This window comes from Colwellia sp. KS18-150, assembly GCF_057551365.1.
The window spans coordinates 535,348-557,285 of sequence record NZ_BAAJMC010000001.1; the positions used below are offsets into that span (position 1 = coordinate 535,348).

Here is a 21,938-nt window from a genome sequence, read left to right on the forward strand (position 1 = left end):
TTATAAATTAACGCGCATTTTCACAGGACATTTCGAGCTTATGTTTAAAAAATTACGTGGTATGTTTTCTAACGATTTATCTATCGATTTAGGTACAGCCAACACCCTTATTTATGTTAAAGACCAAGGCATTGTATTGAACGAGCCTTCAGTAGTGGCTATTCGTCAAGACAGAGCGGGTGGTTCGAAAAGTGTTGCAGCAGTGGGTGTTGCTGCTAAACAAATGTTAGGTCGTACTCCTGGAAATATTGAAGCTATTCGTCCAATGAAGGATGGCGTAATCGCTAACTTTTTTGTTACTGAAAAAATGCTACAACACTTTATTAAACAAGTGCATAGCAATAACTTTTTACGTCCTAGTCCGCGAGTTTTAGTTTGTGTTCCATGTGGTTCAACTCAAGTAGAACGTCGTGCTATTCGTGAATCAGCGATGGGCGCAGGCTCACGTGAAGTTTACTTAATCGATGAGCCTATGGCTGCTGCTATCGGTGCTGGTATGCCAGTATCTGAAGCGACTGGCTCAATGGTTGTTGATATCGGTGGTGGTACTACTGAAGTAGGCATTATTTCACTTAACGGTGTAGTTTATTCTTCTTCGGTACGTATTGGCGGTGATAAATTTGATGAAGCTATCATTAACTATGTACGTCGTAATTTTGGTAGTTTAATTGGTGAAGCTACGGCCGAGCGTATTAAACATGAAATTGGCTCGGCATATCCGGGTGAAGAATTAGTAGAAATTGAAGTTCGTGGTCGTAATTTAGCTGAAGGTGTACCACGTAGCTTTACCTTGAATAGCAACGAGATTTTAGAAGCATTACAAGAGCCGTTAACGGGTATTGTTAGTGCTATTATGGTTGCCTTAGAGCAATCACCTCCAGAGCTAGCATCAGATATTTCTGAACGTGGTATGGTACTTACCGGTGGCGGCGCTTTATTAAGAGACTTAGATCGTTTACTTATGGAAGAAACAGGTATTCCTGTTGTTGTTGCTGAAGATCCATTAACTTGTGTTGCTCGTGGTGGTGGTAAAGCCCTAGAGATGATTGATATGCATGGGGGCGATTTATTCTCCTATGAATAAAAGCTGTGGGCCTTCATTGCTATTTAAGCCAACTACTGCGTTGAATGTACTCATTGACTAGCGTCAACTCCGTGCTCTCGCCTTGTACTTGAATTAAATACCTGCGAAAACCCAACAGCTTAGGAAATGTTCTTTATACATATTCGAAACTCATAACTGATAACCCGTAACTGGTTTTTTATGAACCCAATTTTTAAACATGGTCCATCCCCACAGCACCGACTAGTCTTGGTGCTGTTTTGTTCTGCATTATTGATTTTTTTCGACCATAAAATGGCGAGCTTTGAGTCAGTTCGAGGTTATTTACAATCGCTAGTTAGCCCATTGCAATATATAGCTAATACACCTAAACAGGCGATGACATGGGCTTCAGAAAATATCGTCACTCGCAAACAATTGATGGCAGAAAACCAACAATACCGTTTAAACGAATTAACCTTTCAAGAGCAAGGTATTCAGCTTGATATTATCAAGCAAGAAAATGCTCGCTTGCGCTCCTTACTTGCTTCTCCGCTACGCAGTGATATTAAAAAAATGGTAGCAGAAGTACTTTCTGTTAGTAGTGATCCCTATACACATCAAGTGGTGATCAATCGAGGCTCTGCAGATGGCGTTTATGAAGGTCAGCCGGTACTTGATGCACAAGGTATTGTTGGGCAAATACTGCATGTGGGTCAAACGAGCTCGAGAGTTATTTTAATTACCGATATTTCTCACGCAGTACCGGTAAGAGTTAAACGTAATGGCTTGAGATTAGTGGCTAGCGGTAGTGGCCGAATCGATCGATTAACTCACAATTTTGTCCCTCATAGCGCGGATGTGCAAACAGGGGATATATTAGTTAGCTCAGGTTTAGGCGGGAAATATCCTGAAGGTTATCCTGTCGCGACGGTTTCATTTGTAAGTCAAGATGAATCACGTGAATTTGTTAGCGTTTACAGTACACCAATTGCTCAAATAGACAGGTTACGTTATTTGCTTTTACTCTCTGAGAAAAATGTTAACAGTATTTTCGCCCCGAAAGAAAATAAGAAAGTGATGAACACAGAGCCTTCTCAATCGACACCAGAGGTTGAAGAATAATGTTTGCGCACAATGGCATTATTATTATCTTTTCGCTATTAATTGCATTAATGGCAACAATTATGCCGCTGCCGTTAAGTGTTGATGCTTTTCGTCCAGATTGGGTATTGATTGTGTTAATTTATTGGACGATGGCATTACCCAATAGAATTAATATTATTACCGCATGGCTGATGGGATTTTTGTTAGATGTATTACTCGGCTCTGTATTGGGTGTACACGCTGCAGCCATGGCTGTTGCTATTTATATTGTTGCCGAGAATTTTCAAAAAATAAGAAACTTCTCGGTTGGTCAGCAAGCACTTATTGCCGGTGTCGTTGCTGCCTTGTATCACTTAGTGGTTTTTTGGCTACAGCGATTTTTAATCGATGTGGTATTTTTAACGAGCTATTTATATCCAGTGATCACCTCTATTATTTTATGGCCTTGGATGTTTTTATTACTGCGTAAAGTTCGTCGACATTTCTCGATTAAATAGCTCACAATAGAACTAAACATAATGAAAAATCTTGTACTTGCTTCACAATCACCTCGTCGACAAGCACTGTTAAATCAATTGGGTTACCAGTTCTCAATCATAGTTGCTGATATTGACGAGAGCGTTAAACTTGATGAAAGCCCCAATGAATATGTTCTGCGCTTAGCTCTGCAAAAAGCACAAGTGATCTTTGACCGTCTATCTGAGCAAGAGCAAGCCAATACATTGGTGTTGGGTGCTGATACCTGTGTCGTTCACAGTGATAAAATACTGGGTAAACCTGCCAACGAAAAGCAGTGTATTGATACTTTGAAACAATTAAGTGGTGAAAATCATCAAGTTTTAACCAGTATTGCTGTGGTAGGTGTTAATATAGCCGTTAAAGAGCTCGTAACAACGCAAGTCAATTTCAAGCCATTAACTACCCCCGAAATGCAGCGTTATTGGCAAACTGGCGAGCCTTGCGATAAAGCAGGCTCATATGCCATTCAAGGCATAGGCGGGCAGTTTGTTACCAGTATTGAAGGTAGTTACTCTGCGGTTGTGGGGTTACCTTTATATGAAACATCGCAGTTATTAGCTCGCTTAGGTTTAGCGAACAGTATCCAGGGTATTTGAATATCAGATTGAACACCTAACCGTGTCTTAGCTAAAGTCGTTAGCGCACGAAAGCAAGGAGTAGGAATAAAATGAGTAGTGAATTATTAATTAATGTTACCCCAAGCGAAACGCGTGTTGCTTTGATCGAAAATGGCTCGTTGCAAGAAGTACATATAGAGCGTGAAGCAAAGCGAGGTATTGTTGGCAATATCTACTTAGGTAAAGTCATTAGAGTACTACCGGGTATGCAAGCTGCTTTTGTAGACATTAATTTAGATAAAGCTGCTTTTTTACACGCATCAGATATTAATTCAAAACTTATTTTAAAAGAAGAAACTGATCAGGTGCCAGATATTCGCTCTTTAGTGCACGAAGGGCAGTACATCATGGTGCAAGTGGTTAAAGACCCTTTGGGCTCTAAAGGTGCTAGATTAACGACAGATATCACTATTGCTTCTCGCTATTTAGTACTGATGCCTCACTCTAGTCATGCCGGGATATCACAGCGTATTGAAGATGATGAAGAACGTAAACGTTTAAAAAATATCATTAGCCCATATTGTGATGAAGAGCAGGGGTTTATTGTTAGAACCGCTGGTGAAGGGGCCGGAGAGCGAGAGTTAAAGCATGATGCGACTTTTTTACAACGTGTATGGAAGAAAGTGCAAGAGCGTAAGCAGCGTAAACAAGTAAAAATGCCACTTTATCAAGATTTATCTTTATCGTTTCGTGTGTTGAGGGATTTTGTTGGAGTGGAGTTTGAACGAATTAGGATTGATTCAAAGCTGACTTTTGATCAGTTACGCACATTTAGTGAAGAGTTTGTACCTGAGCTTACGAAGGTCATGGAATACTATCCAGGTGAGCGACCCATTTTTGACTTGTTTTCTGCTGAAGTAGAAATTCAACGAGCGCTACATCGTAAAATCGAATTAAAATCAGGTGGTTATTTAATTATTGATCAAACTGAGGCCATGACAACAATCGATATCAATACCGGCGCTTTTGTTGGTCATCGAAATCTCGAAGATACAATTTTTAGTACTAATATTGAAGCGACTCAAGCTATTGCTCGACAATTAAGACTGCGAAATTTAGGCGGCATAATCATTGTAGATTTTATTGATATGCATAATGATGATCATAAACGCCGTGTACTTAGCAGCTTAGAAGTAGCTATGTCTAAAGATAATGTTAAGCATAGTGTGAGTGGTTTTTCTTCACTGGGTTTGGTTGAAATGACTCGTAAACGAACGCGGGAAAGTTTAGAGCATATATTATGTGATGAGTGTCCTGTATGTACTGGTCGTGGTAATCTAAAAACTGTTGAAACTGTTTGTTTTGAAATATTACGTGAAATCGTAAGAGTCAACAGAGCTCATGATGCTGATACGTTTATCGTTTATGCTTCTTCTGCGGTGAGTGACTTTTTAGTGAATGACGAATTTCATAATTTAGCGGAAGTGGAAGTCTTTATCGGTAAGTCAATAAAAGTACAAACGGAAACTATGTATTCACAAGAACAATTTGATGTAGTAATGATGTAGCCGATTGCGTCGTTATATAGGAAAATAATTTTTAATGTCTGTTACAAGCGTCTCAAATCGTTGGTTAAACCGTATTTATAAGATACTGGCAATATTGCTAGTATTACTTGCGGTAGTGATCAGCGCCCTACGTTTGTTATTACCCTATGTAGAACACTACCGAGAAGACTTTCAAACTTATATTAATGAAAATAACCAAACCGATATCACTATTGGTGGTTTAGGTATGAGCTGGCAAAGTTGGGGGCCAACAATCATAGCTAAGCAAGTTACTTTCCTTGATAGAGATGATGCTTATGTACATATAGAAAGCATTGAAATGAAAATTGATTTTCTGTCTTCTATTCAAAAGCAAAACTTGGTATCAAGTAACTTAATTTTAGATGGTGCAGAAATAAAGCTAGCCGAAGGGGCTTGGAGCAGCGATGAGGCAGTAACTGAAAATCCAGCAGCAGCTAAATCTGAAGATCGTGCATTAGAGGGATTTGAGCAGATTTCCTCGATATTCTTGAACCGCTTGAGTAAATTCACTTTACGCAACAGTCATGTGGTGATTTATAACGAAGTACTCACTCGAAACTTTCATGTGAGTAATCTACATTGGCAAAACCATGAAAGCCGTCATCAGGCTCAGGGAACTGTGATTGTCGATGAATTAAGTAGTAATAACCTAAACCTAAAGATTGATCTTCGTGGTGATTCAGTTGATGAATTAAAAGGGTTAATGTACCTAGAAGCGAATCATCTCGATATTACCCCATGGTTAGATACTGTTTTAGCGTTAGATAATGAGAAAACTAAAGCTGATATTGGTTTTTCTACTTGGCTGAAAGTGGATAATGGTAAAATTGAGCGTTTGCAAGTCGCGTTACATGAAAACCATATAAGCTGGCAAGACAAGACTGGGCCAAATAACTTGTCGTTAAGCTCAGGTCAGTTATTAGTGGTAAAAGGAGCACAACCAGCAACTTTTAAGCTCTATTCGACCCCACTGAACATGAAGTTCAATCAAGCGGATGAGCAAGAGTATATTATTCAAATGAATAAAACAGCAGAAGGCTTTTCTGTGTATTTATCATTTTTTGATTTAGCGTTAATCAGCCAAGTTTCCCCCTTATTTATCGGTGAGCAATCTACACGGGAACTACTTGCTCAGTTAAATATTGCTGGCAATGCACAAGATATTTACTTAAGAAAGTCTATTGATGATATACAAGCTCTTGCTACGTTTAGTGAAACATCAACGCATTATAGTCAGGGAATACCTGGGGTAAAAAACTTATCTGGAGAGTTAAGTTACACACAAGATACCTTGCATTTGGATTTAGAAGCAACGGATGGTGATTTAGATTTCAAGCAGCTTTTTGTTGCCCCGATTGTTTATCAATCTCTAAGTGCGGATGTCGAACTTAATTTTAATGCTCTCACTCCCGATAAGAAAGGTTGGCATGTACTGGTTAATGACATTTCGGTGACATCGCCAGAATTGACCATGAGTGCCGATTTAGCTTTGTTTTCAGAAGAAGACAGTGATACGACTATGTCATTGTTAGCAACCATTACAGACGGTGAAGCAAACAAAGCAGGGCATTACTTTCCATTAACTACTATGAGTGCTGATTTAGTTGATTATCTAAATGCAGCTATCGTTTCAGGAAAAATCGCACAAGCTCAAGTCTTAATGAATGGCCCACTTTCACATTTTCCTTTTACGGACCATTCGGGCATTTTTGTTGTTGATGCTGAGCTTGAACAATCAGTATTTAATTTTGCTAATGATTGGCCAAATATCAATAATTTTTCAGCGAACTTAAATTTCACCAATAACAGCATGTTAATTACAGGACGTGATGGTGAGCTTTTAGGGCTTGGCGTTGATGGTATGCAAGCCTCAATTGACGACCTAAGCGGTGAACAAATCTTAACGGTTGATACGCTGATTAAACCCTCAGCGGCACAATTAATTGAAAACTTAATGATGAATAGCCCACTAAGAGGCAGCGTTGGCACTGTGCTGACACAACTTCAGGTTGGTGGTGATGTTGCTGGTGAATTTCATTTAAACTTGCCGCTTAATGATACAGAGCAAGTCTTAGCTAGCGGTGTGATTGATTTTTCTGATAATACTGTGGCATTACAGCAACCTAGGATGAATTTTGCTCAGGTTAATGGACAATTACATTTTGCTAATGAAATAATCACGACCAAAGCGCTGTCGTTGACTTGGTTAGGCATGCCTATAGCGCTTGATATAACCGGCATTGACCGAGAAGAGTATTATGATACCGACATTGCCATACAAGCCAGCTGGCCAGAAGCAAGTTGGCAACAACATGTGACACCTTTATTGAAGAAGTACGCCAGTGGTCAAGTAGAGTGGCAAGGTGCTTTATCTTTGCATCAGCATCATAATAGTGGCTTCTCTTATAACTTTACAATTGATAGTGAGCTCGAACAAGCCGCGCTTAATTTACCGCAGCCTTATAACAATGCTCAAGGGCAAAAAGTTCCTTTAACTGTCTCAGTTACCGGTCAACTAGATAAATCTACTATTAATGCTAGCTATGGCGAACAGCTGAGTTTCTTTGGTGAGCTTAAGCATGATACGAGTCACTTTGAGCGCTCACACCTTGTTTTAGGTGATGAGAAAATGCTATTACCTATGGCTGGTTTTCATATCACTACGCAATTGGCGCAAGCTGATATTAATCATTGGCAACCTCTCATTAGTGATATTATCGACTCTGTCACGGCAGGTCATGATGAGACAGAGTCTAGCGGTGAAATTGATAACAGTGCGCCTTTGTTTTCTACGCCTGAGCGTATTCGCGGTACGATTGCTCAGTTAGATATTCTGGGACAACAATTGAATAACGTTTCCTTTAATTTACTCGATAAAAATCATTGGTGGCTATTACAGCTTAACGCCAAAGAAACGCGTAGTCGCATCAAATTCTTTCCTGATTGGCTTGAGCAAGGGATTGATGTTAATGCTGATTTTATCCATTTTTCCACTGACAAAACTAATGATGAGTTATCACCTGAAAAAGACAGCATTGTGGCAGTTAATGATGAACAGGATGTTTTTGCTAACATTCCGAAAGTCACATTATTTTGTGAACGCTGCCAAGTGGATAAACTGGATTTAGGGCAAGTAAGTTTTTCATTAACCCGTCAAAATGACGAGGTTATTAATATCGATTATTTTAACGCTAAACGTGAACAAGCTGAATTTAAGCTTACTGGTCAGTGGCAAAAAGATGCCCATGGCTCTATGACAAATGTTCGCGGCAATTTAATGCTAAAAGATATTGAGTACGAATTGGAGCAGCTTGGTTATGCATCCATTATTCGTGATAGTGGCGGTGAATTAGATTTCACCTTGGCATGGCAAGGTGGCCCACATGATTTTGGCTCTGAAAATTTAAATGGCGATATAAAAGCAACTGTTGATGACGGTTATTTAGCTGAAGTAAGTGATAAAGCGAGAATATTTTCAGTATTGAGCTTAGATTCACTCGTTAGGAAGTTAACTTTGGATTTTCGTGATATTTTCAGTGATGGCATGTTTTATAGTGACATGACAGGTGATTATCATATTAAAGATGGCGTGTTATATACAGATAATACACGCATGAATGGTACAGCAGGAAACTTATACGTCAAAGGCAACACTAATTTTGTTAATGATGTACTCGATTATCAAATGACTTATAAACCTAATTTGACGTCGAGTTTACCTGTTCTAGCATGGATAGCGACGTTGAACCCCGTGGTGTTTTTAGCCGGTGTCGCGATAGATCAAGTGATTACCTCTCAGGTGGTTTCAGAATTTAATTTTGAGCTTACCGGGAGTATAGAAGAGCCGGACTTTAAAGAGGTTAACCGTAAATCTCGAGATATCAGTGTTGGTCGCTCTAAACCACCCGAATTTGTTGATAATAAAGATAAGAATGAGAATAAAGAAAGTAAAGATCTTAAGCCGCAGTCATTGATGCAATATAACGAAACCGAGCAAATCAATAACTCAATCAATGCACTGGATAATGGTTAAAAATGACTTTAATACTCAGTGCTATTCAGTTAAATGCTAAACCAAAGATTGCCGATAACCTTAACGCAATTGCTCGGCAACTGGCTAAGTTGAAACAGAATTCACCCAATGATGAAAATTTGGTCGTTCTGCCCGAATGTTGTTTGTTTTTTGGTGGTACAGATCGAGCTCAGTTGGAATTAGCTAAGCATAATAAACTTGAGCAGAGTAAGTTTATTAGCAGCTTACAAACAGAGTTAAGTCAATTGGCCAAGCAATTTCAAGTCTATTTAGTTGCCGGCACTATTCCTCTGTTAACTGAGCAGGGTGATAAATTTACTAATACGAGTTGTACTTTTAACCCTGATGGTGAATTAGTTGGCCGTTATGACAAGATACATTTGTTTGATGTGAATGTTGAAGATAGTGAAAAAACATATTGTGAATCGCGATATACTCAAGCAGGAAGTCAAACTTGCCTTGTGAATACGCCATCAGCTAAAATTGGTGCAACGATTTGTTTTGATGTTCGCTTTCCAGCACTTTATCAAACGCTAAGAACACTTGGCGCAGAAATAATCACTGTACCCAGTGCTTTTACTCGCGTAACAGGAAAAGCGCATTGGCAAACACTGTTAACCGCTCGTGCCATTGAGAACCAAGTTTATATCATTGCCGCAGGACAAGAGGGCGTGCATGAAAATGGCAGAGAAACATGGGGGCATTCAATGATAATAAGTCCATGGGGCGAAGTGTTAACTTGTCTTGAAAGAGGCGAGGGCATTATTAGTGCTGAGTACGACCCAGAAGAAATTAAACGAATTAGAGCAAGTATGCCGTTGACGCATGCCATATTATCCAATTAACAACCGAGTTATGAATGAATAAAGTAGAGCAAGCCTTACTAGCCGATAGCCATATAGATGACGCTATTTTATCGACCACTTTAACAAGTATGATGGGGCGACAAATAGACTTTGCTGATTTATATTTTCAGTCAAGTCAACATGAGTCTTGGATGCTAGAAGATGGCATAGTAAAAGAAGGCTCTTATAATATGGAGCGTGGCGTTGGTGTTAGGGCTATATCAGGCGAAAAAACAGGTTTTGCTTATTCAGATGATATTTCTCCGCTTGCACTACAGCAATCTGCTGATGCAGCAAAAGGTATCGCTGATAGTGGTCAGGGAGCAACTGTTCAAGCATTTAAGCGTCAGTCACCCATTAAGGTTTATCAAGCGATAGAGCCTTTAGGCAGTTTAACTCAAGAACAAAAAATAGCACTGTTACATGAAGTTGAAGCTCATGCTAGACAAGTAGATAAACGAGTATCACAAGTTATTGTTAGTCTATCAGGGGTTTATGAAAAAATATTAGTTGCCGCTAGTGATGGTACTTACGGAACCGATATTCGCCCTTTAGTGCGCCTTAACTGTTCTGTATTAGTTGAAGAAAATGGTAAGCGTGAACGAGCGAGTGCCGGTGGCGGTGCGAGAACAGATTATAGTTATTTCTTTGAAGCTGTGCAGGGAAAAGCGCGTTATTTATCGTTTGCAGAAGAAGCAGTTCGCCAAGCATTAGTTAATTTAGTGGCAATAGAAGCTCCTGCTGGAGCGTTCCCTGTAGTTTTAGGTGCTGGGTGGCCAGGTGTATTACTTCATGAAGCTGTAGGTCACGGTTTAGAAGGTGACTTTAATCGTAAAGGCTCGTCGACTTTTTCAGGAAAAGTGGGTAGCAAGGTATGCTCTGATTTATGTACCATTGTTGATGATGGCACCATGGCCAATCGCCGTGGCTCTTTGAGTATTGATGATGAAGGGACGCCAGGGCAATACAATGTACTGATTGAGAAAGGGATCTTAAAAGGCTACATGCAAGATAAACACAATGCTAGTTTGATGGGAGTGAAACCTACCGGTAATGGCAGACGAGAATCATACGCCCATTTACCTATGCCCCGCATGACAAATACTTATATGCTTGGTGGTGAGTCGACACCAGAAGATATTATTAAGTCGGTTAAGAAAGGTATTTACGCCCCTAATTTTGCTGGAGGTCAAGTGGATATAACTTCAGGCAAGTTTGTTTTTACTAGCTCAGAAGCTTATTTAATCGAAAATGGTGAAATAACCACACCAGTTAAAGGTGCTACGTTAATTGGTAGTGGACCTGAGGCAATGAAAAGTGTCTCTATGGTGGGGAATGATTTGAAACTAGATGCAGGTGTCGGTGTTTGTGGTAAAGATGGGCAAAGTGTTCCGGTGGGTGTTGGTCAGCCGACATTGAAGATAGATGAGATGACTATCGGTGGTACGCAATAGTTTCTATTAGGTAATTGTTGATGAAAAAGCGGGGTTTATACCCCGCTTTTTTGTATTAGCTATTCTCTTTCAAATAAGCAAATAAATTTCTATAATGCTTACCTAGCTTTTCTGCCTTTTTCTCTTTTGCTGCGTGTCGAACCAGCTGTCTTAATTTTTGTCGTTCCATGCTCTCAAATTCAGTTAAGAGCGCTTCAATTGTTTCATTACCTTGCTCAATTAATTGATCGCGCAAACTTTCAAGGCGCTCGAACTTAGCTGTTGCTTGTTGGTGCTTATTTTCCATAACCGCAATCGCTTGATGAATGGGCGCAAGATCTGTTTCAAGTAATATCTTAGCTATGTGGCGAACATGTCTACGCGCAGCTTCGTGCTTATTTTTAATCTTATCGGCTACTACCATGGCATCTTTAAGATCTTCACTTAAAGGCAATAGGCTACGTTGGTGTTTAGACATTTCCACCAAAGACTGAGCAAAGTCTTGCAACTGATGCATTTCTTTTTTTATTTCGGTTTTACTTTTTAATTCTATTTCTGATGCTAAGTCGTCGATATCGTTGGCAGAGTGGGGCATAATAGTGGTTACTACAAGTCAAAATTAATCAATACTAACTTTATTATACGCAAATTCCGGTAAAGTTGATATTTAAAAGCCTAAATAGATAGAGTTATGACCACAACAAATAAAACTACCGAGCCATTAATCGCACAAATGGGTGAAGTCAAAGAACGTGTTGCAAAAGTGCTAGAGCTAGCAAAATCCTTGGGAGCCGACGGCGCAGAAGTCGCGATGAGCAGGCAACAAGGCTTAAGCGTAGGCACACGTTTAGGTGAAGTAGAAAATGTTGAATTTACCAATGATGGTGCTTTAGGCATTACGGTTTATCAGCAAGGACGAAAAGGTAGCGCCTCAACAGCCGATCTGTCAGAAAAGGCATTAACACAAGCGGTAGAAGCAGCCGTTAACATTGCTAAATATACTTCCGTTGATGATTGCTCAGGTTTAGCTGATAAAGCCTTGTTAGCTATGGACGATATGGATTTGGATTTGTATCACCCAAAAGCGTTATCAACAGAGCAAGCTATAGACATTGCCAAAGCGTGTGAGCAAAGTGCCTTAGATAGCGATAAACGCATCACCAATTCTGATGGTGCTAGTTTAGATTGTTTTGCAGGCTTTAAAGTTTATGGTAATAGCAATGGTCAAATTGCGGCTTATCCAAGCTCTCGTCATAGTCTGAGCTGTGTCGTTATTGCCGGTAGTGATGATGAAATGCAACGTGATTACGCTTACGATGTTAATCGTGATTTTTCTTTATTAGAAAGTGGCACTAGCATTGGTAGTAAAGCTGCCAAAGAAGTGATTTCACGCTTACATCCACAAAAATTATCGACGATGAAAGTCCCAGTACTATTTCGTGCTGATATTGCCAACACCATTTGGGGGCATTTTATTGCGGCTATTAGTGGTGGTAACTTATACCGTAAATCTTCTTTTTTATTAGATGCCTTAGGTAAAAATATCTTCCCTGAGTTCTTGTCTATTCAAGAGCGCCCACATATCCCTAAAGCACTAGCTAGTAGTGCTTTTGATAGTGAGGGAGTGGCAACGATTGATAGGGACATCATCATTGATGGTGCCTTACAAACGTATCTATTAACCAGTTACTCAGCACGTAAATTAGGATTAACAACTACAGGTCATGCCGGTGGTATTCATAATTGGCTAGTAACGAGCAACGACTCTCAGCACAAAGGTGATTTTGATGCCATGCTGAAAACCTTAGGGACAGGCCTACTGGTAACTGAATTGATGGGGCAAGGCGTCAATGTTGTTAATGGTGATTACTCACGTGGTGCTGCAGGTTTCTGGGTTGAAAATGGTGAGATAGCCTATCCGGTGAGTGAAATCACTATTGCAGGTAAATTAGATGATATGTTTAAAGGTATTGTTGCTGTCGGCTCTGATATTGATATGCACGGTAGTATCAGAACAGGCTCGATACTAATTAATGAAATGCAAGTGGCTGGCCAGTAGCATTTCATTGATATTTACTTTCTGTAGGGGTTAAGAAAGGAAAAGTGTTGCAGTACCTAAAAAAGCGAAGATACCAACAACATCGGTAATCGTTGTTAAGATGACCGTGCCAGCCAAGGCAGGGTCAATATCCATGCGTTTAAGGATTATAGGTACGGCAACGCCTGCTAAACCGGCTGCTGTCATGTTCATTAGCATGGCAATGGCTATTACCCCACCTAATACGATATCTTGCTGCCAAAGTGCGACGACAGAAGCGATAAGTAAAGCCCAAATTAATCCATTTAAAAAACCTACTGCAAGCTCTTTATATAATAATGCTTTTGCGTTGCTATCCCCAACATGCCCTAGTGCCATACCACGAATAACTAGGGTTAACGTTTGACCGCCAGCAACACCGCCCATGCTAGGTACTAAGGTATTTAATATGGCTAAGATTGCTAACTGACTTAATATACCTTCAAACATACTCGAAACAGCAACTGCCATTAATGCTGTTATTAGATTGACGCCAAGCCATAATGAACGTTGTTTGGTACTTTTTACTACTGGCGCAAAGGTATCAGCTTCATCATCTAAACCCGCCATACTCATCATTGAGTGCTCTGCGTCTTCACGGATTATATCAATAACATCATCGATAGTTATACGACCCAGTAAGTGGCCTTTTTGATCGACAACAGGAGCAGAAAACCAATCATGGCGCTCAAACAATTGTGCAACGTCTTGTTCACTCATATCCGCTTGGACTGCTTCAACCTCGGCATCAATCAAACTAGAAATGATCACTTCAGGTTTAGCGGTAATAATGGCAGCTAAGGAGACGGCACCAATAAAATGATTATTGCGATCAACCACATAAAAAGAATCGGTTGCTTCAGGTAGCTCAGCTTTTAAGCGCAAATAACGCAATACTACATCCACAGTCACTTCTGGACGTATGGTGATGGTATCGGTATTCATGATACCGCCAGCAGTATCCTCTTCATAAGATAACGCTGTTTCTATGCGACTTCTATCCTGAGAGTCCATCGAGTTGAGAACTTCTTGATAGTCGCTGTCAGGTAGAGTACGTAGTACTTCGGCGATATCATCGACATCCATGCCTTCAGCAGCAGCGGCTAGCTTCTCAGGTCGCATGCCCTTAAGAATGCCTTTACGTACCTCTTCACTAAGCTCTTCTAATACTTCACCGTGAAATTCAGCGTCGATGAGTTGCCATAAAACAAGACGGTTTTTGGCAGGGGAAGATTCGAGAATTAATGCTAAATCGTATGCTGGTAACTCTTGTAGAAGTTTTCGAACATAAACAAACATACCATCACCAAGAGCTTCATTAACTTGGTGGAGTCTTTGTTGTATATCTTCTTGCTCTGTTAGCTCTGACATAACGGTTTAATCTATTGGTTATTATTCGAGAAAAGTTTTGCAGATGTTCACTAGCAATTAAATGTTAACCCAATTGCTATGACAAGATAAGTTTATCGCAACTTAGTGGTTTTATCAGCTTTTTTATATATTTATAAAGATATTGTCGTGTGTAATTTAATTCAAAAAACTGCACTTTACTCTGATTCATCAAACTTGTCACAAATCAACTGGCTAATCGCAGTTAACGCTTGCTCAGCATCTTGACCTTGGGCAGTTACCTTAACGATTTTTCCTTGGCCACCAGCAAGTAGCATAATGGCCATAATGCTATTAGCATCAGCACTTTTACCTTCTAATTCAAGGGATATTTGAGCAGTGAAGTTTTGGCATAACTGAGCTAGCTTAGTGGCGGCACGTGCGTGCAATCCTAGCTTGTTTATGATGGTTAATTCTTTAGATATAATGTTACTCATAAGTGTTAGCTACTCTTACTTTTTTCTATATCTCTATGGTGAGTTTGTACATCTTTTTGTTCTTTTCTAAAGTTACTGGCCAGTAGCTCTGCAATATAAACTGATCTGTGTTTTCCACCTGTACAGCCTATTGCTATGGTGACATAGCTACGATTATTGCGCTCTAAATGTGGTAACCAAGTCATCATGAAACTGTTAATTTGCCAAATAAATTTTGTCACTATAGGTTGGCTAGCAAGAAAGTCTTTTACTGGCTGCTCTAAGCCTGTATGGGCTTTTAACTCTTTTTCCCAAAAAGGGTTAGGTAAAAAACGGGCATCAAAAACATAATCGGCATCAGCTGGGATGCCATGCTTAAACCCGAAAGATTCAAATACTAGCACCATGGCACCGGTTTTCTTGCCTAGAATTCTTTCTCTCACTAAATCGGCTAATTGATGTGGACTCAGTTGACTAGTGTTTATGTATAAATCAGCACGAGTAGAAATAGGAGATAATAGTTTCTTTTCTAAGGCAATCGCCTGATCTAACGGAATATTTTCTTTTATTAATGGATGTAATCGACGAGTTTCACTAAAGCGTCTTGTGAGATCTTTATCATCGGCATCTAAAAATAAAGTGGTGACTTCTACCGCATTAGGTAAATAGTTAATAATATCAGGGATATCTTTAGGATCATTAGGTAAGTTACGTACATCTAGACTCACAGCAACGGTTTCATAATCGTTTATCACGGTATGAGTTAATGCTGGCAATAAATTAATAGGGATGTTGTCAACGCAATAATAGCCTAAATCTTCCAATACTCTTAAAGCTACAGATTTACCTGAGCCTGAGCGGCCACTAACAATTATAAGTTTCATAGGTGATGTCTCGAGTTACTAGATATTAGTATTGAGAAGTACAAGCAACTCGTTACCTTTGATCTGCAATCTTATGTGTATATTAAATTAGGTTCTAATGATAATTTTTTATTATTACAATCACTTAAGTGCTGTTTCAATAATATTTACCAAATGATAATTATGTGCTGGTAAATTAATGTGCCTGCTGAATTAAGTTAAATAATGTTTGCTTATTGATACACTTTCTCACTTGTTTCGCAGTTTTTCGCTCACTAAATAATTTAGCAATACTCTGCAAAGTTTCTAAATGCGCTTGGGTACTGTCTTGAGGTACAAAAAGACAAATAAAGATATCGACAGGTTTGTTATCTATAGCATCGAATTCTATGGCTTTTTCTGTCGTCAATAATACCGCAACGGCTTTATCTGAATTCTTTAATTTACCATGAGGAATAGCAATACCATTACCAATACCAGTACTGCCCATCTTTTCTCGATTAAGTAAGCTGTCTAATAAAATAGTACTGTCACTCTCACCTAATTCATGGGCGGCAAGCTGACACAATGTTTCTAGAATGCGTTTTTTACTGCTAGCTGGAACTGCACAAGCTGTGCAGTCCAGTGTTAAGATATCTTGTAAAGTCATAATAGGTTGAACGAAGTTTAATGATTGGCAATTTTGCCTTTATATTTGAGTACTTGACGATCTAATTTATCAACTAAAGTATCGATTGAAGCATACATATCAGTGTTAACGGCTGAAGCATGAACTTCGCTGCCATTTAAATGCACTGTTGCTTCTGCTTTTTGGTTTAACTTTTCTACGGTAAGAACAACGTAAACGTTGTTTATGTGATCAAAATGTCGCTCTAATTTAGCAAACTTAGTATTAACATATTCGCGTAAAGAGGCTGTAACTTCTACATGGTGGCCAGTAAGGTTAATTTGCATAAGCGTGATCCTTAATAAGTTAAATTTACAATAAACTTTTACGTTGGTTAGACGGTGGAATAGACAATGATTCTCGATATTTGGCTATAGTACGTCTGGCTACATTAATTCCCTGCTCGGCTAATAAATCAGCCATCTTACTATCACTTAGCGGTTTAGCAGGTGTTTCCGCCAAAATGAGCTTTTTAATGAGTGAACGTATGGCAGTTGATGAACATTCACCACCATTCTCAGTACTCACATGACTTGAAAAGAAATATTTTAATTCAAAAATACCTCTTGGGGTGTGCATGTACTTCTGAGTGGTTACTCTAGAAATAGTTGATTCATGCATATCTACCGCTTCGGCTATATCGTTTAGTACCATGGGGCGCATTGCTTCTGCACCATGTTCTAAAAAGCCTTGTTGACGCTGTACAATACAATTCGAGACTTTTAATAAAGTGTCATTACGTGACTCTAAACTTTTTATAAACCATTTAGCTTCTTGTAAATTTGAGCGAATGAACTGCCCATCATCACTTGATGATTTTGTCGTTTTGGTCATGGCGGCATATTGCTGATTAATCGACAATTTTGGTGCAGTATCAGGATTTAACTCGACTATCCAACGACCATTTTTTTTCTCTACAGAAACATCAGGAATAACGTATTGATCATCACCTTGAACGACGGCATCACCAGGACGAGGGTTTAACGTTTGAATTAAACGCATCACTTCTCGAAGTTGATCTTCTTTAAGTTTGGTTTTACGCATTAATTGGCGGTAGTCTCGATTACCCAGTAAGTTAATATGCTCACTAATGATGTGCTTACTTTCTTTTAGGTAAGGGGTATCGTCATCAAATTGATTTAATTGAATGGTAAGACAATCTGCGATAGATTGGGCAGCTACACCTATAGGGTCAAAAACATTAATACGTTTTAATACAGCTTCTACTTCATCTAGCTCTAGCCCTTCAATACCTACACTCTCTAAGATATCATCACAAGAAACGGTTAAGTAACCAGCATCATCAACCGCTTCAATAATCGCAATAGCTACGGCTCTATCAGTATCTGTAAAAGGGGTTAATTCCATTTGCCATAATAAGTGATCTTGAATGGAATCAGTCGTTTCACCTTGATATGTATAATCTTCAGAAGGGCTACTCACTGCGCCGGTATTGGATGTTCCCGCACTATAACTTTCTTCCCAAGTGGTATCGATATTTAATTCTTCTGGAATATCATTTTGCGCTAAAGCTTCCGTGGTAGTTATCTCGTCAATAGTTGCACTGGCATCTTCGCTGCCTTCAACAGTCGCCTGTTCAGTGTTATCCGTTGTTGATGAAAACGCTTCTTCTAGCTTTTCATTATTACTGTCACTATTTTCGTTAGTGTCGCTAGGAGTATTTTCATTAACTTCTAACAGCGGATTACTTTCAAGGACTTCTTGAATTTCTTGCTGAAGTTCTAACGTCGAGAGCTGCAAAAGCTTGATCGCTTGTTGCAGTTGCGGCGTCATGGTAAGTTGTTGTCCTATTCGGAGCTGCAGTGATGGACGCATTTAGTTTTGATCTTATCCTGTTTTTTTGTTTATATTATTTACTTTGGATTATAGCTTAATTTGCTAAGTACATTAGTTACTATAGCGTGAATTGCTCACCAAGGTATACATCTCTTACTTTTTGATTCGCTAGAATTTGATCCGCATCACCTTGAGCAATAATTTCACCATGGCTAACTATATAAGCATGCTCACAAACATCCAAGGTTTCTCTGACATTATGATCAGTAATTAAGATACCTATGCCACGTTCTTTAAGATGAATAATGATCTTTTTTATATCCCCTACTGAAATAGGATCAACGCCAGCAAAAGGTTCGTCTAATAAAATAAATTGTGGTTCAGCAGCTAGCGCACGCGCTATTTCGACTCTTCTTCTTTCGCCGCCTGATAAACTCATGCCTAAATTATCTTTGATATGGCAAATATTAAATTCTTCGAGCAAGTGTTCAAGCTTTTCTTGTTTTTGACCTTCATCAAGGTGTTTACGAGTTTGTAAAATAGCCATGATGTTTTCAGTAACCGTCAGTTTTCTAAAAATAGACGCTTCTTGAGGTAAATAACCGATCCCACGTCTCGCTCGTTCATGCATAGGCGCTAACGTAACATCTTCATTATTTAATATTATTTGACCGTTATCGTTAGGTACTAAACCAACAATCATATAAAAAGAGGTGGTTTTACCGGCACCATTTGGTCCTAATAAACCTACTATTTGGCCAGTATTGACACTCAGGCTAACATTCTTAACCACTTGCCGGCTTTTATATGACTTCGAAAGGCCATCTGCGGTTAGTGTTGCTGTTTCCATATTACTCATTTTGTTAGTCATTATTATTGTCTTTATTGGTTTTCTTCTCTGCTTCAGACTTCTCTTTTTGCGCTTTAATTTGTGCAGGCTGTAGAATAGTGGTGACTGAGTTCTCACTGCTACTTTCAGCTTCAAGCTTTTCATTTAAGGTATTGTAAGTGATGATTTCACCAGTCACTTTACTACCCGCTTGTTTTACTTGCGCATTGCCTGAAACCGTAATGAGGTATTGATCAGGCTGATATTTAATTTCATCTGCTTGTAAGCTGATTAAACTGCCATCTTCTAATTGTTGCTGAAAAAGGGCAGGTTTACCTTTGGCAAGGTAAGTATCGAATTTATCACCTGTTGTTGCATCAACTTTACTAAAAACTTGAACAATATCAGCCGTGATAGCAATGGAGCCTTGGCTGATACTAACATTTTCGAGATAACTAGCAATTTTATTCTTTAAATCAGCACTTTGGCGATTTGATTTTATTGTGATTTCTTGAGTTAGGTCTTTCTTTGCGGCGTGAGCAGAGCCTACAACACTAAGTAATCCGCTGGCGATTAGTATACTAATGCCGAGAGTTTTTATTTGAGTTATCGTGCGTTTTATTGGGCTGTTTTTTATCATAAATTCTTCACAATGTTATTAATTTTGAGCTTTTCTTTTTAGCTCTCGGTTTTTTTATAAATGGTGCGCACATGCTCGGTTAATGTCATTTGCTTAGTATTTAAGTCAATGATTAAACCTGAGCCATACATAGTGAAGTCTTTTCCCTGTACCATCACCGTTTGCTCAGAGCTGATTATATTCGTTTTTAAATCTAATTCTAAATATTTACAATGAATTTCTTGTATTAGGCTATCTTCATCAGTTGCTTTTAAGTGCACACGATGATTTAAGATGACGCGATTATTTTTATACAGTGTCGCCTCTTTTGCACTCAGTTGCCAAGGAGATTCACTATTTTTTGGATGCAAGGTGTAATTTGGCAGTTCAAAATGGGTTACTTCAAGTTTTGAATAATGCTCCATACGATCAGCTACAATTGCATGAGATAACTGCCCTGTTTCAGCGTAAACATCGCTTTTCAATGCTTCAGCAATAAAGTCTGGCACTAAGTCCTGGGCAATATCTTCCCCAGGTAACACTTGCGAACTACGCCACTCTACAATACCGTAGGCCATCGCACCTAACAATAAAACTAATAGTGCCAGCGTATGCAGTCGACTCATATGCTAGCGCCCGTTGCACTATTTAGAGTACCTTGGCATTGCATAATTAAATCACAGACTTCTCGAACCGCGCCAAAACCACCACGAGTAAACGTTTGATAGTTTGCTTCTGCTAACACACTTGGATGAGCATCCTCTACTGCAATACCTAAGCCTACATGTAAGATACAAGCTAAGTCGGGTATATCATCTCCAATATAAGCGATTTCATCGGCGGATAAATTAAGTTGTTGTGCTAACGCTTGCAGTGCCGGTAATTTGTCTTCTTGCCCTTGTACAATATGTTTAACATTTAATGCCGACATACGATTAGCCACAATAGCTGATTTTCTGCCAGTAATAATAGCAACATCAACACCACTATGGCCAAGTGCTTTAATACCAAAACCATCTTTAGTATGGAAGGCTTTTAACTCTTCACCATCATTACCTAAATAGATTCGCCCATCAGAGAAAACGCCGTCAACATCACAAACTAATAATTTGATATTTCTAGCTTTGTGCAAAATATGTTCACCAACGTCACCATATAAAGTATTTGAAACCTTATTCATTACAGTACTCCTGAGCGTAATAAATCATGCATATTCATCGCGCCAATTGCATGATGATTTTCATCGACGATAAGTAAGCCATTAATTTTTTTATCTTCCATAATATTTAAAGCTTGAGCGGCCAACATATCCGCTTGAGCAACAGTGGGGTTTGTTGTCATGACTGTGTTGATGCTGTCTTGATGTATATCAATCTTTAAATCAAGGATGCGCCTTAAATCGCCATCGGTAAATAACCCGGTTAGCTGCTTTTTATCATTAATAACGGCGGTCATACCAAGGCCTTTTAATGACATTTCAACCAGTGCGTCTTTTATTAGCGCTTTCTCATTAACTACAGGTAAGCGATCACCTTGATGCATAATATCACTTAATCGTAATAAGAGCCTTTTTCCTAGGCTGCCGCCAGGGTGTGAAAGGGCAAAATCATCTGCAGTAAAACCTCGTGCATTAAGCAAAGCAACCGCGAGTGCATCCCCCATGACTAAAGTTGCTGTGGTACTTGAGGTGGGCGCTAAGCCTAGAGGGCAGGCTTCGGTAGATACTTTAATGCACACATGAGTGTCAGCTAACTTAGCTAAAGTTGAGTCAGTATTACCCGTCATTGAAATCAATTTAGCACCAATACGTTTGATCACGGGAATTATCGCCAGCACTTCATTGGTTTCGCCAGAATTGGAGATACTTAGTACGACATCATCTTTAGTGATCATACCTAGGTCACCATGACTTGCTTCGCCCGGGTGAACAAAGAATGATGGAGTACCAGTACTCGCTAACGTTGCTGCTATTTTACCGCCAATATGACCGGATTTACCCATGCCAATAACGATGACTCTACCTTGACAGGCGTACATCAATTGACAGGCATACTCAAAGCTATCATCAATATATTGCAATAGCTCTGTAATAGCTTGCTGCTCTATATTGATGACGTTGGTAGCAAGTTCTTTAAAATTCTTCATGGCACATCTTT

21 protein-coding genes are annotated in these 21,938 nt (G+C 39.2%); 9 read left to right on the forward strand and 12 right to left on the reverse strand.

The genetic code is table 11. The features are described 5' to 3' along the window. The first annotated feature begins 40 nt into the window (after positions 1–40). The 8 genes from AC27IF_RS02510 (at position 41) to tldD (ending at position 11,146) form a co-directional block, all read left to right on the forward strand. Positions 41–1,084 carry a rod shape-determining protein gene (locus AC27IF_RS02510; RefSeq protein ID WP_487051858.1) on the forward strand — a complete coding sequence of 348 codons (1,044 nt, stop codon included), beginning with the start codon at positions 41–43 and terminating at the stop codon, positions 1,082–1,084. Between the two features lie 180 nt (positions 1,085–1,264). After that, positions 1,265–2,167, forward strand: coding sequence for a rod shape-determining protein MreC (mreC, locus tag AC27IF_RS02515; protein ID WP_487051860.1), 903 nt, complete (start codon positions 1,265–1,267; stop codon positions 2,165–2,167). Beyond that, entirely contained in the window at positions 2,167–2,646 is a 480-nt protein-coding gene (mreD, locus tag AC27IF_RS02520) for a rod shape-determining protein MreD (RefSeq protein ID WP_487051862.1), read from the forward strand. The genes mreC and mreD overlap by 1 nt, the downstream gene beginning before the upstream one ends. 21 nt (positions 2,647–2,667) lie before the next feature. Next, the gene (locus AC27IF_RS02525; RefSeq protein WP_487051864.1) at positions 2,668–3,264 is read left to right on the forward strand and encodes a Maf family protein; all 597 of its coding nucleotides are present in this window, start codon (positions 2,668–2,670) and stop codon (positions 3,262–3,264) included. Between the two features lie 71 nt (positions 3,265–3,335). Continuing rightward, positions 3,336–4,793, forward strand: a complete 1,458-nt coding sequence (gene rng / locus AC27IF_RS02530; protein WP_487051866.1) for a ribonuclease G — start codon at positions 3,336–3,338, stop codon at positions 4,791–4,793. A 34-nt stretch (positions 4,794–4,827) separates the two neighbouring features. After that, on the forward strand, positions 4,828–8,847 hold the full coding sequence (locus AC27IF_RS02535; RefSeq protein ID WP_487051868.1) for a YhdP family protein: 4,020 nt from the start codon (positions 4,828–4,830) through the stop codon (positions 8,845–8,847). A gap of 2 nt (positions 8,848–8,849) precedes the next feature. After that, positions 8,850–9,692: a carbon-nitrogen hydrolase family protein gene (locus tag AC27IF_RS02540; protein WP_487051870.1), complete on the forward strand. Its 843-nt coding sequence runs from the start codon at positions 8,850–8,852 to the stop codon at positions 9,690–9,692. Between the two features lie 14 nt (positions 9,693–9,706). After that, the gene (gene tldD / locus AC27IF_RS02545) at positions 9,707–11,146 is read left to right on the forward strand and encodes a metalloprotease TldD (protein ID WP_487051872.1); all 1,440 of its coding nucleotides are present in this window, start codon (positions 9,707–9,709) and stop codon (positions 11,144–11,146) included. Between the two features lie 55 nt (positions 11,147–11,201). Here tldD and yjgA read toward each other — a convergent pair whose 3' ends face one another. Beyond that, positions 11,202–11,720 (reverse strand): ribosome biogenesis factor YjgA, encoded by a 519-nt coding sequence (gene yjgA, locus AC27IF_RS02550; RefSeq protein ID WP_487051874.1) that lies wholly within the window; start codon positions 11,718–11,720, stop codon positions 11,202–11,204. A gap of 96 nt (positions 11,721–11,816) precedes the next feature. Between yjgA and pmbA the strand changes: the two genes are divergently transcribed. Beyond that, complete coding sequence (gene pmbA / locus AC27IF_RS02555; RefSeq protein WP_487051876.1) at positions 11,817–13,184, forward strand: metalloprotease PmbA; 1,368 nt, start codon at positions 11,817–11,819, stop codon at positions 13,182–13,184. Between the two features lie 30 nt (positions 13,185–13,214). Here the strand turns inward: pmbA and mgtE are convergent, their stop codons facing one another. From mgtE to AC27IF_RS02610, 11 genes are all read right to left on the reverse strand, one after another. After that, positions 13,215–14,573 carry a magnesium transporter gene (gene mgtE / locus AC27IF_RS02560; protein ID WP_487051877.1) on the reverse strand — a complete coding sequence of 453 codons (1,359 nt, stop codon included), beginning with the start codon at positions 14,571–14,573 and terminating at the stop codon, positions 13,215–13,217. 176 nt (positions 14,574–14,749) lie between these two features. Further along, the gene (locus AC27IF_RS02565) at positions 14,750–15,028 is read right to left on the reverse strand and encodes an HPr family phosphocarrier protein (protein WP_487051878.1); all 279 of its coding nucleotides are present in this window, start codon (positions 15,026–15,028) and stop codon (positions 14,750–14,752) included. A gap of 5 nt (positions 15,029–15,033) precedes the next feature. Continuing rightward, positions 15,034–15,891, reverse strand: a complete 858-nt coding sequence (rapZ, locus tag AC27IF_RS02570; protein ID WP_487051880.1) for an RNase adapter RapZ — start codon at positions 15,889–15,891, stop codon at positions 15,034–15,036. Positions 15,892–16,066: 175 nt separating this feature from the next. Then, positions 16,067–16,519: a PTS sugar transporter subunit IIA gene (locus AC27IF_RS02575; RefSeq protein WP_487051882.1), complete on the reverse strand. Its 453-nt coding sequence runs from the start codon at positions 16,517–16,519 to the stop codon at positions 16,067–16,069. A gap of 17 nt (positions 16,520–16,536) precedes the next feature. Then, positions 16,537–16,824: a ribosome hibernation promoting factor gene (gene hpf / locus AC27IF_RS02580; RefSeq protein ID WP_487051884.1), complete on the reverse strand. Its 288-nt coding sequence runs from the start codon at positions 16,822–16,824 to the stop codon at positions 16,537–16,539. 25 nt (positions 16,825–16,849) lie between these two features. Next, positions 16,850–18,373 carry an RNA polymerase factor sigma-54 gene (locus tag AC27IF_RS02585; RefSeq protein ID WP_487051886.1) on the reverse strand — a complete coding sequence of 508 codons (1,524 nt, stop codon included), beginning with the start codon at positions 18,371–18,373 and terminating at the stop codon, positions 16,850–16,852. 79 nt (positions 18,374–18,452) lie between these two features. Next, positions 18,453–19,184, reverse strand: coding sequence for an LPS export ABC transporter ATP-binding protein (lptB, locus tag AC27IF_RS02590; RefSeq protein WP_487052217.1), 732 nt, complete (start codon positions 19,182–19,184; stop codon positions 18,453–18,455). A 13-nt stretch (positions 19,185–19,197) separates the two neighbouring features. Then, positions 19,198–19,803: a lipopolysaccharide transport periplasmic protein LptA gene (lptA, locus tag AC27IF_RS02595; RefSeq protein WP_487051888.1), complete on the reverse strand. Its 606-nt coding sequence runs from the start codon at positions 19,801–19,803 to the stop codon at positions 19,198–19,200. A gap of 38 nt (positions 19,804–19,841) precedes the next feature. Continuing rightward, on the reverse strand, positions 19,842–20,408 hold the full coding sequence (gene lptC / locus AC27IF_RS02600; protein ID WP_487051890.1) for an LPS export ABC transporter periplasmic protein LptC: 567 nt from the start codon (positions 20,406–20,408) through the stop codon (positions 19,842–19,844). Then, on the reverse strand, positions 20,405–20,962 hold the full coding sequence (kdsC, locus tag AC27IF_RS02605; RefSeq protein ID WP_487051892.1) for a 3-deoxy-manno-octulosonate-8-phosphatase KdsC: 558 nt from the start codon (positions 20,960–20,962) through the stop codon (positions 20,405–20,407). The genes lptC and kdsC overlap by 4 nt, the downstream gene beginning before the upstream one ends. Continuing rightward, complete coding sequence (locus tag AC27IF_RS02610) at positions 20,962–21,927, reverse strand: KpsF/GutQ family sugar-phosphate isomerase (protein WP_487051894.1); 966 nt, start codon at positions 21,925–21,927, stop codon at positions 20,962–20,964. The genes kdsC and AC27IF_RS02610 overlap by 1 nt, the downstream gene beginning before the upstream one ends. Between the last annotated feature and the right edge of the window lie 11 nt (positions 21,928–21,938).

What these genes read in the sequence shown, in the direction of transcription:
- AC27IF_RS02510 (WP_487051858.1), top strand. Translation starts at nt 41, where the DNA reads ATGTTTAAAAAATTACGTGGTATGTTTTCTAACGATTTATCTATCGAT.
- mreC (WP_487051860.1), top strand. Translation starts at nt 1,265, where the DNA reads ATGAACCCAATTTTTAAACATGGTCCATCCCCACAGCACCGACTAGTC.
- mreD (WP_487051862.1), top strand. Translation starts at nt 2,167, where the DNA reads ATGTTTGCGCACAATGGCATTATTATTATCTTTTCGCTATTAATTGCA.
- AC27IF_RS02525 (WP_487051864.1), top strand. Translation starts at nt 2,668, where the DNA reads ATGAAAAATCTTGTACTTGCTTCACAATCACCTCGTCGACAAGCACTG.
- rng (WP_487051866.1), top strand. Translation starts at nt 3,336, where the DNA reads ATGAGTAGTGAATTATTAATTAATGTTACCCCAAGCGAAACGCGTGTT.
- AC27IF_RS02535 (WP_487051868.1), top strand. Translation starts at nt 4,828, where the DNA reads ATGTCTGTTACAAGCGTCTCAAATCGTTGGTTAAACCGTATTTATAAG.
- AC27IF_RS02540 (WP_487051870.1), top strand. Translation starts at nt 8,850, where the DNA reads ATGACTTTAATACTCAGTGCTATTCAGTTAAATGCTAAACCAAAGATT.
- tldD (WP_487051872.1), top strand. Translation starts at nt 9,707, where the DNA reads ATGAATAAAGTAGAGCAAGCCTTACTAGCCGATAGCCATATAGATGAC.
- yjgA (WP_487051874.1), bottom strand. Translation starts at nt 11,720, where the DNA reads ATGCCCCACTCTGCCAACGATATCGACGACTTAGCATCAGAAATAGAA.
- pmbA (WP_487051876.1), top strand. Translation starts at nt 11,817, where the DNA reads ATGACCACAACAAATAAAACTACCGAGCCATTAATCGCACAAATGGGT.
- mgtE (WP_487051877.1), bottom strand. Translation starts at nt 14,573, where the DNA reads ATGTCAGAGCTAACAGAGCAAGAAGATATACAACAAAGACTCCACCAA.
- AC27IF_RS02565 (WP_487051878.1), bottom strand. Translation starts at nt 15,028, where the DNA reads ATGAGTAACATTATATCTAAAGAATTAACCATCATAAACAAGCTAGGA.
- rapZ (WP_487051880.1), bottom strand. Translation starts at nt 15,891, where the DNA reads ATGAAACTTATAATTGTTAGTGGCCGCTCAGGCTCAGGTAAATCTGTA.
- AC27IF_RS02575 (WP_487051882.1), bottom strand. Translation starts at nt 16,519, where the DNA reads ATGACTTTACAAGATATCTTAACACTGGACTGCACAGCTTGTGCAGTT.
- hpf (WP_487051884.1), bottom strand. Translation starts at nt 16,824, where the DNA reads ATGCAAATTAACCTTACTGGCCACCATGTAGAAGTTACAGCCTCTTTA.
- AC27IF_RS02585 (WP_487051886.1), bottom strand. Translation starts at nt 18,373, where the DNA reads ATGCGTCCATCACTGCAGCTCCGAATAGGACAACAACTTACCATGACG.
- lptB (WP_487052217.1), bottom strand. Translation starts at nt 19,184, where the DNA reads ATGGAAACAGCAACACTAACCGCAGATGGCCTTTCGAAGTCATATAAA.
- lptA (WP_487051888.1), bottom strand. Translation starts at nt 19,803, where the DNA reads ATGATAAAAAACAGCCCAATAAAACGCACGATAACTCAAATAAAAACT.
- lptC (WP_487051890.1), bottom strand. Translation starts at nt 20,408, where the DNA reads ATGAGTCGACTGCATACGCTGGCACTATTAGTTTTATTGTTAGGTGCG.
- kdsC (WP_487051892.1), bottom strand. Translation starts at nt 20,962, where the DNA reads ATGAATAAGGTTTCAAATACTTTATATGGTGACGTTGGTGAACATATT.
- AC27IF_RS02610 (WP_487051894.1), bottom strand. Translation starts at nt 21,927, where the DNA reads ATGAAGAATTTTAAAGAACTTGCTACCAACGTCATCAATATAGAGCAG.